Source organism: Pseudomonas sp. H2_A10 (assembly GCF_054680085.1).
Genome location: NZ_CP162821.1, coordinates 1,496,574 through 1,509,719 on the forward strand (window position 1 = coordinate 1,496,574; position 13,146 = coordinate 1,509,719).

The window sequence follows — 13,146 nt, forward strand, 5'->3', positions numbered from 1 at the left end:
ATCCGGAGTCAGCCATGGCCATCGCCGTTCCCTCGAACGAGGTCAACAGCCCCACCCTCAAGCAGCGCCTGGCGCGTGCCGAGCGGCTTAACCGCTGGAAGGCCCAGGCCTTGATTGCGCCGCTGGTGCTGTTTTTGCTGCTGGTCTTCCTGGTGCCGATCGTTGCGCTGTTGTTTAAAAGTGTCGGTAACCCGGAAGTGGTGGGCGGCTTGCCGCGTACCGTGATGGCGGTGACAGCTTGGGACGGTCGTGGCCTGCCGGGCGAGCCGGTATACCGGGCGCTGAGTGAAGACCTGGGTGAAGCGCGCAAAAACCAGACCTTGGGCGACCTGTCCAAGCGCTTGAACATGGAACTGGCCGGCTACCGCAGCCTGCTGACCAAAACCGCACGGGCGCTGCCGTTTACCGAAGCGCCGGCCTCTTATAAAGAAGCGCTGGAAACCCTCGACGAACGTTGGGGCGACCCGGCGTACTGGCAGGCGATCCGGCGCAATACCAGCAGCCTGACGCCGTATTACTTGCTGGCGGCGGTCGATCACCGTATCGACGACCTAGGCGAAATCGCCCCGGCCACGCCCGACCAGGCGATCTACCTGGACATTTTCGCCCGCACCTTCTGGATGGGCCTGGTCATCACGGTCATCTGCCTGCTGCTGGCCTACCCCCTGGCCTACCTGTTGGCCAACCTGCCGGCGCGTAAAAGCAACCTGCTGATGATCCTGGTGTTGCTGCCGTTCTGGACCTCGATCCTGGTGCGGGTCGCCGCATGGATCGTGCTGCTGCAATCCGGTGGCCTGATCAACAGCGCGCTGATGGGCATGGGCCTCATCGATAAACCCTTGGAGCTGGTGTTCAACCGCACCGGGGTCTACATCTCGATGGTGCACATCCTGCTGCCGTTCATGATTTTGCCGATCTACAGCGTGATGAAGGGCATTTCACCCACCTACATGCGTGCGGCCATTTCCCTGGGCTGCCACCCGTTCGCCAGTTTCTGGCGCGTGTACTTCCCACAGACCTACGCCGGTGTGGGCGCCGGTTGCCTGTTGGTGTTCATTCTGGCGATTGGTTACTACATCACTCCGGCGTTGCTGGGCAGCCCGAACGACCAGATGGTCAGCTACTTCGTGGCGTTCTACACCAACACCAGCATCAACTGGGGCATGGCGACGGCGTTGGGCGGCCTGCTGCTGCTGGCGACCGTGGTGCTGTACTTGATCTACAACCGGCTGGTCGGCGCCAGCCGCCTGCGCCTGAGCTAAGGAGACCTTGCGATGCTGAGCCCTTATATGTCCCCCGTGGAGCGGGTGTGGTTCTACAGCTTGCGGATTCTCTGCGGCTTGATCCTGCTGTTCCTGATATTGCCCGTGCTGGTGATCATCCCGCTGTCGTTCAACAGCGGCAGTTTCCTGGTGTACCCGCTGCAAGGCTTTTCGCTGCAGTGGTACCACGACTTCTTTGCCTCGGCCGAATGGATGCGTGCGCTGAAAAACAGCATCATCGTCGCCCCGGCGGCCACGGTGCTGGCGATGGTGTTCGGCACCCTGGCGGCGATTGGCCTGACCCGTGGGAATTTCCCCGGCAAGGCGTTGGTGATGGCCCTGGTGATATCGCCGATGGTGGTGCCGGTGGTGATCATCGGCGTGGCCAGTTACCTGTTCTTTGCGCCGTTGGGCCTGGGTAACAGCTTTTTCTCGTTGATCGTGGTGCATGCGGTGCTGGGTGTGCCGTTTGTGATCATCACCGTGTCGGCGACCTTGCAGGGTTTCAACCATAACCTGGTGCGGGCAGCGGCCAGCCTGGGGGCTTCGCCCTTGACCGCGTTTCGTCGGGTAACCCTGCCGCTGATTGCGCCGGGGGTGATCTCCGGCGCGTTGTTTGCCTTTGCCACCTCGTTCGATGAGGTGGTGGTGACGCTGTTCCTTGCCGGCCCCGAGCAAGCAACCCTGCCACGCCAGATGTTCAGCGGTATCCGCGAAAACCTCAGCCCGACGATTGCGGCGGCGGCGACCTTGCTGATTGCGTTCTCGGTGTTGCTGTTGCTGACCTTGGAGTGGTTGCGTGGCCGTAGCGAGAAGCTGCGGACAGCACAGGTCTAGAGCCCAGCACAGATCAAAATGTGGGAGGGGCGGTGCGACGATTCGACTTGCCCCCTCCCACAGGGGTTTTGTGTTGAGCCTCCAAGACCATTCAGCCGCTGAATGGCAGACAACCCCTATGCATCAGCTACTCTTGTGCCAGCCCCATCATTGATAAGAGGCCGCGCACATGAGTACTTCCTCATTCAAGATCGCCCACAAATTGCTGACAGGCGCAGGCGCCATCGGGCAGCTGGCCGCCGAGCTTACCCGTCTGGATGTGGACAACCCGCTGATTGTCACCGATGCGGTGCTGGTCAAATCCGGCACCGTAGCCTTGGCCCTCGAACACCTGGGCGAGCGCAGCTACGAAATCTTCGACCGCGTGCTGCCCGACCCGGAAATAGCCATTGTCGAAGACTGCATGCAGGCCTACCGCGACGGCGGGCACGACGGCCTGATTGGCCTGGGGGGCGGTAGCGCCATCGACATTGCCAAAAGCGTGGCGGCCTATGCCGGTTACCACGGCGCGCTGGCGGATTTGTTCGGTATCGATCAGGTACCGCGTAAAGGCCCGCCATTGATCGCGATCCCGACCACGGTCGGCACCGGCTCGGAAGTCACCAATGTGGCGATCCTCTCCGACAAAGTCGCGCAGTTGAAAAAAGGTATCGTCAGCGATTACCTGTTGCCGGACGTGGCGCTGATCAGCCCGCAAATGACCCTGACCTGCCCGCGCAGCGTTACCGCCGCCAGCGGCGTGGATGCGCTGGTGCATGCCATTGAGTCGTACCTGTCGCTGAACGCCTCGCCGATCACCGATGCCTTGGCCATCGGTGCGATCAAGCTGATCGCCAAGGCGCTGCCCAAGGCCTACGCCAACCCGGCCCATTTGCAGGCCCGGGACGATATGGCCACCGCCAGCTTGATGGCCGGCATGGCTTTCGGTAACGCCGGGGTGGGGGCGGTGCATGCGTTGGCCTACCCGCTGGGCGGGCGTTTCAATATTGCCCACGGCGTGAGCAATGCGCTGTTGCTGCCCTACGTGATGCACTGGAACAAGCTGGCCTGTGTCGAGCGCATGCAGGACATTGCCCAGGCCATGGGCGTCAATACCAGCGGGCTGAGTGTCAATGAGGCTGCCGACCAGGCGGTGGAGGCCATGACGCGACTCTGCGCCGCCGTGGAGATCCCGGCAGGCCTGCGCAGTTTCGCAATCCCCGAGAACGCGATCCCGGCCATGGCCACTGAAGCTGCGGGGATCGAACGGTTGATGCGCAACAACCCGCGCAAGCTCAGCGTGGCGGATATCGAGAAAATCTACCGGGCCGCTTACTAGCCCGTTGAGCCAGGTCACGGTGCGCGCAGCAAAGCATGAGGTATACAATGCGCGCCATCGTGATTTAGCTCAGAAAAGGTGCGTCATGCAGCCCTTCGTTATTGCCCCATCGATTCTCTCCGCCGACTTCGCCCGCCTGGGTGAGGAAGTGGACAACGTGTTGGCCGCCGGTGCCGACTTCGTGCACTTCGATGTCATGGACAACCACTACGTGCCCAACCTGACCATCGGCCCGATGGTCTGCGCGGCGCTGCGCAAATACGGCATCACCGCGCCGATCGACGCGCACTTGATGGTCAGCCCGGTGGACCGCATCATCGGCGACTTCATCGAAGCCGGCGCCACCTACATCACCTTCCACCCGGAAGCTTCGCTGCACGTCGACCGTACCCTGCAACTGATCCGCGAAGGCGGTTGCAAGGCGGGCCTGGTGTTCAACCCGGCTACCCCGCTGGACGTGCTCAAGTACGTGATGGACAAGGTCGACATGGTGCTGCTGATGAGCGTCAACCCAGGTTTCGGTGGGCAGAAGTTCATCCCCGGCACTCTTGACAAGCTGCGTGAAGCCCGCGCGCTGATCGATGCCTCGGGCCGTGATATCCGCCTGGAAATCGACGGTGGGGTCAACGTCAACAACATCCGCGAAATCGCTGCCGCCGGTGCCGACACCTTCGTCGCCGGTTCGGCGATCTTCAATGCCCCGGACTATCAGGAAGTGATCGCCAAAATGCGCGCCGAACTGGCGCTGGCGCGTCCATGAGCGGCTTTGAGCAGCTGTTCCCCGGCAAACTGCCACGGCTGGTGATGTTCGATCTGGACGGTACCTTGATCGACTCGGTGCCGGACCTGGCGGCGGCGGTGGACCAGATGCTGCTCAAACTGGGGCGCCCGCCGGCGGGGCTGGAGTCGGTACGCGAATGGGTCGGCAACGGCGCGCCGATGCTGGTGCGCCGGGCCCTGGCCAACCACATCGAGGCCGACGGTGTCGACGAGGTGGAAGCCGAACACGCCTTGGAATTGTTCAACACGGCCTATGAAGGCGACCATGAACTGACCGTGGTTTACCCCGGCGTACGTGACACCCTCAAGTGGCTGAGCAAGCAGGGCGTGGAAATGGCCCTGATCACCAACAAGCCGGAGCGATTCGTTGCGCCGCTGTTGGACCAGATGAAGATCGGCCGTTATTTCCGCTGGATCATCGGCGGCGATACGTTGCCGCAGAAAAAGCCTGACCCGGCGGCGCTGTTTTTTGTGATGAAAATGGCCAATATCCCGGCCTCGCAGTCATTGTTTGTCGGCGATTCGCGCAGCGACGTGCAGGCGGCAAAAGCGGCGGGTGTGCAGTGCGTAGCCTTGAGCTACGGCTATAACCATGGCCGGCCGATTGCCGAGGAATCTCCGGCGTTGGTCATTGATGACCTGCGACTGCTAATCCCCGGTTGCTTGGGAGCGGGCGCTGAGATAACGTTGCCCGATACCGATCCGTCCCCTTCTGGAAATTCCATCGTGGTGGTCACTCGCAAACTCTGGATGAAAGTCATCAAGGCCCTGGCCCGCTGGCGTTGGCGCGCCTGACTGATCCTGGCCGCGCTCTGCGGCACGTTTGCCTACCTGACTGTTAGACCCTCACACCACGAGGCACCTCATGACCCGCGAAGAATTCCTGCGTTTGGCCGCTGCCGGCTATAACCGTATTCCCCTGGCCTGCGAAACCCTGGCCGACTTCGACACACCGCTGTCGATCTACCTGAAACTGGCCGACGAGCCCAATTCCTATCTGTTGGAATCGGTGCAGGGCGGCGAGAAGTGGGGGCGTTATTCGATCATCGGCCTGCCATGCCGTACGGTGATGCGGGTACACGACCATCATGTGAGCATCACTCATGACGGCGTCGAGATCGAAAGCCACGACGTGGAAGACCCACTGGCCTTCGTCGAAACCTTCAAGGCGCGTTACAACGTGCCGACCATCCCCGGCCTGCCGCGTTTCAACGGTGGCCTGGTGGGGTATTTCGGCTACGACTGCGTGCGTTATGTGGAAAAACGCCTGGGCAAATGCCCGAATCCAGACCCATTGGGCGTGCCGGATATTCTGCTGATGGTGTCCGATGCGGTGGTGGTGTTCGACAACCTCGCCGGCAAAATGCATGCGATCGTGTTGGCCGATCCGGCCCAGGCGGATGCCTTCGAACAAGGCCAGGCCAGCCTCGAAGCCCTGCTGGACAAACTGCGCCAGCCGATCACCCCGCGTCGCGGCCTGGACCTCAGCCGTCCACCAGCAGCCGACCCGGTGTTCCGTTCCAGCTTTACCCAGGATGACTACGAGCGCGCCGTCGACACGATCAAGGAATACATCCTCGCCGGCGACTGCATGCAGGTAGTGCCGTCGCAACGTATGTCCATCGACTTCAAGGCGGCGCCCATCGACCTGTACCGGGCGCTGCGCTGCTTCAACCCGACGCCGTACATGTACTTCTTCAACTTTGGCGACTTCCACGTGGTGGGCAGTTCGCCGGAAGTGTTGGTGCGCGTCGAAGACAACCTGATCACCGTGCGCCCGATTGCCGGCACTCGCCCGCGCGGTGCGACCGAAGAAGCGGACGTGGCGCTGGAAGAAGACCTGCTGAGCGACGACAAGGAAATCGCCGAGCACCTGATGCTGATCGACCTGGGCCGCAACGACACCGGGCGCGTCTCGGAAATCGGCTCGGTGAAATTGACCGAGAAGATGGTCATCGAGCGCTATTCCAACGTGATGCACATCGTGTCCAACGTCACTGGCGAGCTGAAAGCCGGCCTGACCGCGATGGACGCATTGCGCGCGATTCTGCCGGCCGGCACGTTGTCGGGCGCGCCGAAGATCCGTGCGATGGAAATCATCGACGAACTGGAGCCGGTCAAACGCGGCGTCTACGGCGGCGCGGTGGGGTATTTCGCCTGGAACGGCAACATGGACACGGCCATTGCGATCCGCACGGCAGTGATCAAGGACGGGGAACTGCATGTACAGGCCGGTGGCGGGATCGTCGCCGACTCGGTGCCGGCCCTCGAATGGGAAGAAACCCTGAACAAGCGCCGCGCAATGTTCCGCGCTGTTGCGCTGGCTGAACAGACCCCCAATTCCTGAGGTTTCCCCCATGTTGCTGATGATTGATAACTACGATTCCTTTACCTACAACGTTGTGCAGTACCTGGGCGAGCTGGGTGCCGAGGTCAAGGTGGTGCGCAACGATGAACTCACCGTGGCGCAAATCGCTGCGCTGAACCCCGAGCGCGTCGTGGTTTCGCCTGGCCCGTGCACCCCGACCGAGGCGGGTGTCTCCCTCGAAGCCATCCGGTATTTCGCCGGCAAACTGCCGATCCTGGGTGTATGCCTGGGTCACCAGTCCATCGGCCAGGCGTTTGGCGGTGATGTGGTGCGTGCGCGCCAGGTGATGCACGGCAAGACCAGCCCGGTGTTCCACAAGAGCACGGGCGTGTTTGAAGGCCTTAACCTGCCGGTCACGGTCACTCGCTACCATTCGCTGGTAGTCAAGCGTGAAACCCTGCCTGAATGCCTGGAACTGACGGCCTGGACCCAACTGGAAGACGGCTCCGTCGACGAGATCATGGGCCTGCGCCACAAGACATTGAACATCGAAGGGGTGCAGTTTCACCCCGAGTCGATCCTGACCGAGCAGGGCTACGAGCTGTTCGCCAACTTTCTCAAGCAGAGCGGCGGCACGCGCTAAGGACTTTCCATGGATATCAAGACTGCCCTGAGCCGTATCGTCGGCCATCTGGACCTGAGCACCGCTGAAATGAGCGATGTGATGCGCGAGATCATGACCGGCCAATGCACCGACGCGCAGATCGGCGCGTTTATGATGGCCATGCGCATGAAGAGCGAAAGCATCGACGAAATCGTCGGCGCCGTCTCGGTGATGCGCGAGTTGGCGGACAAGGTTGAGCTCAAGACCCTCGACGGTGTGGTCGACGTGGTCGGCACCGGCGGTGACGGTGCGAATATTTTCAACGTGTCGACGGCTTCGTCTTTTGTAGTGGCGGCGGCTGGTTGCACCGTGGCCAAGCATGGTAACCGTGCGGTGTCCGGCAAGAGCGGCAGTGCCGACCTGCTGGAGGCGGCCGGTATTTACCTGAACCTGACGCCCGTGCAAGTGGCGCGCTGTATCGACAATGTGGGCATCGGCTTCATGTTTGCCCAGTCTCATCACGGAGCGATGAAGCACGCCGCCGGCCCGCGCAAGGACCTCGGCCTGCGTACCTTGTTCAACATGCTCGGCCCGCTTACGAATCCGGCCGGTGTGAAGCACCAGGTGGTGGGCGTCTTCAGCCAGGCGCTGTGCCGGCCATTGGCCGAAGTGCTGCAACGCATGGGCAGCAAGCACGTGTTGGTGGTGCATTCCAAAGACGGCCTGGACGAATTCAGCCTGGCTGCACCGACCTTCGTGGCAGAGCTGAAGAATGACCAAATCACTGAATATTGGGTCGAGCCTGAAGACCTGGGCATGAAGAGCCAGAGCCTGCACGGTTTGGCGGTAGAAAGCCCGGCGGCATCGCTGGAATTGATTCGCGATGCATTGGGGCGGCGCAAGACCGAGAACGGCCAAAAAGCTGCGGAAATGATCGTTCTGAATGCTGGCGCGGCACTTTACGCGGCCGACCATGCCTATAGTCTTAAAGAAGGTGTCGCATTGGCCCACGATGCGCTGCATACCGGTCTGGCTCGCGAAAAACTCGAAGAGCTGGGTGCATTCACCGCTGTATTCAAGATGGAGAATGAAGGATGAGTGTGCCGACCGTTCTGGAAAAAATCCTCGCCCGAAAAGCCGAAGAAGTCGCCGAGCGCCGCGCCCGCGTAAGCCTGGCCGAGCTGGAAGGTTTGGCCAAAAATGCGGATGCACCGCGTGGTTTTGCCAATGCCTTGATCGCCCAGGCGAAAAAGAAGCAGCCGGCGGTGATCGCCGAGATCAAGAAGGCCTCGCCGAGCAAAGGCGTGATCCGCGAGCACTTTGTACCTGCAGAAATCGCGGTCAGCTATGAAAAGGGCGGCGCTACGTGCCTGTCCGTGCTGACCGATATCGATTACTTCCAGGGTTCTGATCTGTTCCTGCAACAGGCCCGCGCGGCGTGCAAGCTGCCGGTGATCCGCAAGGATTTCATGGTCGACCCGTACCAGATCGTCGAAGCGCGTGCCTTGGGCGCCGACTGCGTACTGCTGATCGTCTCCGCCCTGGATGACGTGAAGCTGGCCGAGCTGGCGGCCGTGGCCAAAAGTGTTGGCTTGGACGTGCTGGTGGAAGTGCACGATGGCGATGAGCTGGAACGTGCGCTGAAAACCCTCGACACGCCGTTGGTGGGGGTGAATAACCGCAACCTGCACACCTTTGAAGTCAGCCTGGAAAACACCCTCGACTTGCTGCCACGTATCCCGCGCGACCGTTTGGTGATCACCGAGAGTGGCATCGTCAACCGCGCCGACGTGGAACTGATGGAAATCAGCGAGGTGTATTCGTTCCTGGTGGGCGAGACGTTCATGCGCGCCGAGAACCCAGGGGCAGAGCTGCAACGCTTGTTTTTCCCGGAGCGGGGCGTGGCGGTCAGCGGTTCGACTCTGGATTGATGAAATGCGCTCAAAATGTGGGAGGGAGCAAGCCCCCTCCCACATTGGGTTTTGTGTTTATTCAGCGAGGTGGGTGTTCGATGATCCAGCCAGTGTCGATGACTGTCGAAGCAGGGCTTGCCGCTGAGCAAGCGCTACTGGCTGCCGTGTGTGCAGGCGAACAGGAATTCGGCCTGCTGTTCTGGCAACCCAGCGACCGAGCCTTGGTGATGCCGCGCCGGTTGAGCCGGCTGCCGGCGTTTGAAGCTGCCAGCCGGGTCTCGGCCGACGCCGGTTGGCCCGTGCTGCTGCGCGAAACCGGTGGCGAGCCGGTGCCACAGTCGGCTGCCACGGTGAATATCGCCTTGGTCTACGCGCCACCGCGCAGCGAAGGCGATCAGGGCCGTATCGAAACCGGTTACCAGCGCTTATGCCAGCCGATCTGCGATTTGTTGATCGAATTGGGCGGCGATGCCTCGGTGGGTGAAATCGACGGCGCCTTCTGCGACGGTCGCTATAACGTCAATCTCAACGGCCGCAAAATGGTCGGCACGGCCCAGCGCTGGCGCCAAAGCGGTGGTCGACCGGTGGGGTTGGTGCATGGCGCCTTGCTGCTGGATAACGATCGAGAGGCATTGATCGCAGCGGTCAATCGTTTCAACGAGGCTTGTGGCCTTGAGCAGCGTGTTCGCGCCGACAGCCATATCGCCCTGCACGAAGCGTTCCCCGCGCCGGATGCGATCAGTCGGCTGGACACCTTGTACCGTCAGATGCTGGCCAGCTTCCTGCCGGTTTAACGGGTGCCGAACACCACCATTGTCTTGCCTTTGACGTGCACCAGGTTGCGTTCCTCCAAGTCCTTGAGCACGCGGCCGACCATCTCCCGTGAACAGCCGACAATGCGCCCGATTTCCTGGCGCGTGACTTTGATCTGCATGCCATCGGGGTGGGTCATGGCGTCGGGTTGCTTGCACAGTTCCAGCAGGCAGCGGGCCACCCGGCCAGTGACGTCAAAGAACGCCAGGTCGCCGACCTTGCGCGTGGTATCTCGCAGGCGCTGGGCGATCTGGCCGCTGAGGGCGTAGAGGATGTCGGGGTCCTGCTGGGCCAGCTCGCGAAATTTGCTGTAGCTGATCTCGGCCACTTCGCACTCGACCTTGGCCCGCACCCAGGCGCTGCGTTCCTGCTCCTTGCCCGCTTGTTCAAACAACCCCAGTTCGCCGAAAAAATCTCCGGTGTTGAGGTAGGCGATGATCATCTCGCGGCCGTCTTCGTCCTCGATCAGGATGGTGACCGAGCCCTTGATAATGAAGAACAGTGTTTCGGAGCGTTCGCCGGCGCAGATGATGTTGTGCTTGGCCGGGTGACGTCGGCGCTGGCAGTGCGTCAACAGCTTGTCGAGATTCTTGATCTTGGGTATGGGAGTAAGAGCAACCATGGTTGTATCCCGAAAAGGCAGCGCGAGGTGGTTTGAGTTGTTATCTGCAGCGCTATCGGCATTGATAGGCGCTGTATAAAGGGTGGCAATACGCCATCGATTTGGCGCCAGCTTAACAGACACATTCTGTCTCGATTAGCCAATTTTCCCAGGAAGCCCTGCAATTGATCGCTTTTGTGGGAAACGCTGACGCCGGCGGGCCCTGTGCTAAGCTGGCGACCCTTTTTTAGCAGTGGAGTCTGGGCGATGAAGGCACGCATCCAATGGGCGGGCGAAGCCATGTTCCTCGGTGAATCGGGCAGCGGTCACGTAGTGGTCATGGATGGCCCGCCGGAAGCCGGTGGCCGTAACCTGGGCGTACGCCCGATGGAAATGCTCCTGCTCGGCGTAGGCGGTTGCAGCAATTTCGACGTGGTCAGCATCCTGAAGAAATCCCGTCAGGCCGTGGAAAGCTGCGAAGCTTTCCTGGAAGCCGAGCGCGCCACGGAGGATCCCAAGGTGTTCACCAAGATCCACATGCATTTCGTGGTGAAGGGCCGGGGGCTGAAAGAGGCGCAGGTCAAGCGTGCGATTGAACTGTCGGCGGAGAAGTACTGCTCGGCGTCGATCATGCTTGGCGCGGCCGGAGTGGCCATCACCCATGACTACGAGATTATCGAGCTGGGCTGATGACGCATTGGCAAAAAGAAGGGCGCTTTGATAGCGCCCTTTTTTTCAGCTGCGGTTTGGGTCAGATGCGGTAGGTGCTTTTGGTCATGACCTTGGCCAGCAGGCTCATGCCGAACCGCACGGGCGCCGGGAAGCGAAAGCCGCCGGCATCCAGCGCGCTTTCGGCGTGATGTTCTTCATCGATGCGCATCTGTTCGAGAATTGCGCGGGACTTTTCGTCTTCCGCCGGCAATTGCTCCAGGTGTTCATCCAGGTGCTTGCATACCTGATGTTCGGTCGCGGCGACAAAGCCGAGGCTGACCTTGTCGCTGATCAAGCCGGCTGCCGCGCCGATGCCGAATGACAAACCGTAAAACAGCGGGTTGAGCACGCTGGGATGGCTGCCCAGTTGGCGAATGCGTTGTTCGCACCAGGCCAGGTGATCGATTTCTTCCTCGGCTGCGTGCTCCATGGCCGCGCGCACTTGAGGCAGTTTGGCGGTCAGGGCCTGGCCCTGGTACAACGCCTGGGCACACACTTCGCCGGTATGGTTGATGCGCATCAGGCCGGCGACATGTCGGGTCTCGGTCTGGCTCATCTGCGCGTCGGGCTGCACGATGGCCGGCGACGGACGGTAGGGCTGGCCGCTGAAGGGCAGCAATGTACGCATGGCCGTGTCGGCTTGCAGCAATAGACGATCAATCGGCGAGTAGTGACGTTGGGTAGTCATGCTGACCTCCGGGAGGAATCTCGGCGGCCAGTTTACCGCAAGAGAGGGGCGCGCGTTTGCGCTGAGTCAAGGGCATGGGGTCGCAGCACGGCGCTGCGATCCGTTTGGGAGGCCTGTCAGCCCGGCGGCCAGTTCATCTGACGCTGCCCCAGCACATGCATATGAATGTGATAGACGGTCTGCCCGCCATCTTCATTGCAATTCATCACCACGCGAAAGCCTTTCTCGCAACCTTGTTCCACGGCCAGGCGTTGGGCGGTGAACAGGATGTGCCCGGCCAGTGCCTTGTCTTCTTCCGTGAGGTCATTGAGCGTGCGGATCGGCTTCTTCGGAATCACCAGAAAATGCACGGGCGCCTGAGGGGCAATATCGTGGAAGGCCAGGACTTGGTCATCCTCGTAGATGATCTTCGCAGGTATTTCTCTGTTGATGATCTTGGTGAACAGAGTATCCACAGCTGTTTCTCCATTATGAATGTGCAGGGTGAGTGTACTCAGGCGATCAGCGTGGGCAATAGGCCTTGTTGATCGCGCCGGCAATCTTGCGGGTAAGCCAGCGTGGGCTCAAGCGCGGGCTGAAGGCCAACCAGCGGTTGCGGCGACCGGGAATGATGATGGCTTTGTTTTTGTCCAATGCACGCACGGTGTACAGCGCGACTTCTTCGGGGCTCATCAACTGTTCGCTGCGGTCGAGCTTGGCGGTGTCCATTTGCGCGGTGTCGAAGAACGCGGTGCGCGTAGGGCCAGGGCAAAGGACCGAAACCTGGATGCCGCAGCTCTTCAGTTCTTCGCGCAGGCCTTCGGAGAAGTGCAGCACATAGGCCTTGCTGGCGTAGTAGCTGCTCATCCACGGGCCGGGCTGGAAGGCGGCAACCGAAGCGACATTGAGGATTTGCCCGCCGCCGTGCAGCGCCATGGTATTGCCCAGGGCGTGGCACATGCGGGTCAGGGCGAGGATGTTGACTTCGATGAGGTCTTGTTCGGTCATCCAGTCCTGGGCCAGGAACGGCCCACTGGTGCCGATACCGGCGCAATTGACCAGCAAGTCGATCTGCCGCTCGCCTTCCTCAAGCTCCAGCAGGAACCCGGACAAGCGCAGCGGCTCGCCCAGGTCGCAGGCACGAATCAGCACCTCGACGCCGAAGCGTTGAGTCAGTTCCAGTGCAATGCTTTCCAACTGATCACGCTGGCGGGCCACCAGAATCAAGCTACGGCCGCGGCGGGCCAACGCTTCGGCCAGTGCCAGGCCGATGCCGCTGGAGGCACCGGTGATCAGAGCGTAACGGGTCATGCCTTTCTCCATCGCAACGCC

The 13,146-nt window shown here is 61.2% G+C and carries 15 protein-coding genes; 11 read left to right on the forward strand and 4 right to left on the reverse strand.

The window, feature by feature from the left end:
- Positions 1-14: 14 nt before the first annotated feature.
- The 10 genes from AB4O23_RS06825 to AB4O23_RS06870 all read left to right on the forward strand — a co-directional run bounded on the left by AB4O23_RS06825 (position 15) and on the right by AB4O23_RS06870 (position 9,816).
- Positions 15-1,262 (forward strand): ABC transporter permease, encoded by a 1,248-nt coding sequence (locus AB4O23_RS06825; protein ID WP_017530819.1) that lies wholly within the window; start codon positions 15-17, stop codon positions 1,260-1,262.
- A 12-nt stretch (positions 1,263-1,274) separates the two neighbouring features.
- Positions 1,275-2,099 carry an ABC transporter permease gene (locus AB4O23_RS06830; RefSeq protein ID WP_003176462.1) on the forward strand — a complete coding sequence of 275 codons (825 nt, stop codon included), beginning with the start codon at positions 1,275-1,277 and terminating at the stop codon, positions 2,097-2,099.
- A 169-nt stretch (positions 2,100-2,268) separates the two neighbouring features.
- Positions 2,269-3,417 carry an iron-containing alcohol dehydrogenase gene (locus AB4O23_RS06835; protein ID WP_460150422.1) on the forward strand — a complete coding sequence of 383 codons (1,149 nt, stop codon included), beginning with the start codon at positions 2,269-2,271 and terminating at the stop codon, positions 3,415-3,417.
- Positions 3,418-3,502: 85 nt separating this feature from the next.
- The gene (gene rpe / locus AB4O23_RS06840; RefSeq protein WP_017530821.1) at positions 3,503-4,177 is read left to right on the forward strand and encodes a ribulose-phosphate 3-epimerase; all 675 of its coding nucleotides are present in this window, start codon (positions 3,503-3,505) and stop codon (positions 4,175-4,177) included.
- A complete protein-coding gene (locus AB4O23_RS06845) occupies positions 4,174-4,992 on the forward strand; it encodes a phosphoglycolate phosphatase (RefSeq protein WP_017530822.1) in 819 nt (272 codons plus the stop codon). The genes rpe and AB4O23_RS06845 overlap by 4 nt, the downstream gene beginning before the upstream one ends.
- A gap of 70 nt (positions 4,993-5,062) precedes the next feature.
- A complete protein-coding gene (gene trpE / locus AB4O23_RS06850) occupies positions 5,063-6,544 on the forward strand; it encodes an anthranilate synthase component I (RefSeq protein WP_017530823.1) in 1,482 nt (493 codons plus the stop codon).
- A gap of 10 nt (positions 6,545-6,554) precedes the next feature.
- Entirely contained in the window at positions 6,555-7,148 is a 594-nt protein-coding gene (locus AB4O23_RS06855; RefSeq protein ID WP_065879387.1) for an aminodeoxychorismate/anthranilate synthase component II, read from the forward strand.
- A gap of 9 nt (positions 7,149-7,157) precedes the next feature.
- Complete coding sequence (trpD, locus tag AB4O23_RS06860; RefSeq protein WP_015886156.1) at positions 7,158-8,207, forward strand: anthranilate phosphoribosyltransferase; 1,050 nt, start codon at positions 7,158-7,160, stop codon at positions 8,205-8,207.
- Positions 8,204-9,040, forward strand: a complete 837-nt coding sequence (trpC, locus tag AB4O23_RS06865; protein WP_017530825.1) for an indole-3-glycerol phosphate synthase TrpC — start codon at positions 8,204-8,206, stop codon at positions 9,038-9,040. The genes trpD and trpC overlap by 4 nt, the downstream gene beginning before the upstream one ends.
- An 80-nt stretch (positions 9,041-9,120) precedes the next feature.
- Positions 9,121-9,816 (forward strand): lipoate--protein ligase family protein, encoded by a 696-nt coding sequence (locus tag AB4O23_RS06870; RefSeq protein ID WP_460062694.1) that lies wholly within the window; start codon positions 9,121-9,123, stop codon positions 9,814-9,816.
- Here AB4O23_RS06870 and crp read toward each other — a convergent pair.
- Positions 9,813-10,457 (reverse strand): cAMP-activated global transcriptional regulator CRP, encoded by a 645-nt coding sequence (gene crp, locus AB4O23_RS06875; RefSeq protein ID WP_017530827.1) that lies wholly within the window; start codon positions 10,455-10,457, stop codon positions 9,813-9,815. The two genes, AB4O23_RS06870 and crp, sit on opposite strands and share 4 nt — an antisense overlap.
- 246 nt (positions 10,458-10,703) lie before the next feature.
- Between crp and AB4O23_RS06880 the strand changes: the two genes are divergently transcribed.
- Entirely contained in the window at positions 10,704-11,126 is a 423-nt protein-coding gene (locus AB4O23_RS06880) for an OsmC family protein (RefSeq protein ID WP_003176451.1), read from the forward strand.
- Positions 11,127-11,187: 61 nt separating this feature from the next.
- Here AB4O23_RS06880 and coq7 read toward each other — a convergent pair whose 3' ends face one another.
- The 3 genes from coq7 to AB4O23_RS06895 form a co-directional block, all read right to left on the reverse strand.
- Positions 11,188-11,835: a 2-polyprenyl-3-methyl-6-methoxy-1,4-benzoquinone monooxygenase gene (gene coq7, locus AB4O23_RS06885; protein ID WP_017530828.1), complete on the reverse strand. Its 648-nt coding sequence runs from the start codon at positions 11,833-11,835 to the stop codon at positions 11,188-11,190.
- Positions 11,836-11,951: 116 nt separating this feature from the next.
- Positions 11,952-12,290, reverse strand: a complete 339-nt coding sequence (locus tag AB4O23_RS06890; protein ID WP_005792015.1) for a histidine triad nucleotide-binding protein — start codon at positions 12,288-12,290, stop codon at positions 11,952-11,954.
- Positions 12,291-12,336: 46 nt separating this feature from the next.
- Positions 12,337-13,125, reverse strand: coding sequence for an SDR family NAD(P)-dependent oxidoreductase (locus AB4O23_RS06895; protein WP_017530829.1), 789 nt, complete (start codon positions 13,123-13,125; stop codon positions 12,337-12,339).
- Positions 13,126-13,146 lie beyond the last annotated feature (21 nt).

Coding starts and splice junctions, on each gene's coding strand:
- AB4O23_RS06825 (WP_017530819.1), top strand. CDS start 15: ATGGCCATCGCCGTTCCCTCGAACGAGGTCAACAGCCCCACCCTCAAG.
- AB4O23_RS06830 (WP_003176462.1), top strand. CDS start 1,275: ATGCTGAGCCCTTATATGTCCCCCGTGGAGCGGGTGTGGTTCTACAGC.
- AB4O23_RS06835 (WP_460150422.1), top strand. CDS start 2,269: ATGAGTACTTCCTCATTCAAGATCGCCCACAAATTGCTGACAGGCGCA.
- rpe (WP_017530821.1), top strand. CDS start 3,503: ATGCAGCCCTTCGTTATTGCCCCATCGATTCTCTCCGCCGACTTCGCC.
- AB4O23_RS06845 (WP_017530822.1), top strand. CDS start 4,174: ATGAGCGGCTTTGAGCAGCTGTTCCCCGGCAAACTGCCACGGCTGGTG.
- trpE (WP_017530823.1), top strand. CDS start 5,063: ATGACCCGCGAAGAATTCCTGCGTTTGGCCGCTGCCGGCTATAACCGT.
- AB4O23_RS06855 (WP_065879387.1), top strand. CDS start 6,555: ATGTTGCTGATGATTGATAACTACGATTCCTTTACCTACAACGTTGTG.
- trpD (WP_015886156.1), top strand. CDS start 7,158: ATGGATATCAAGACTGCCCTGAGCCGTATCGTCGGCCATCTGGACCTG.
- trpC (WP_017530825.1), top strand. CDS start 8,204: ATGAGTGTGCCGACCGTTCTGGAAAAAATCCTCGCCCGAAAAGCCGAA.
- AB4O23_RS06870 (WP_460062694.1), top strand. CDS start 9,121: ATGATCCAGCCAGTGTCGATGACTGTCGAAGCAGGGCTTGCCGCTGAG.
- crp (WP_017530827.1), bottom strand. CDS start 10,457: ATGGTTGCTCTTACTCCCATACCCAAGATCAAGAATCTCGACAAGCTG.
- AB4O23_RS06880 (WP_003176451.1), top strand. CDS start 10,704: ATGAAGGCACGCATCCAATGGGCGGGCGAAGCCATGTTCCTCGGTGAA.
- coq7 (WP_017530828.1), bottom strand. CDS start 11,835: ATGACTACCCAACGTCACTACTCGCCGATTGATCGTCTATTGCTGCAA.
- AB4O23_RS06895 (WP_017530829.1), bottom strand. CDS start 13,125: ATGACCCGTTACGCTCTGATCACCGGTGCCTCCAGCGGCATCGGCCTG.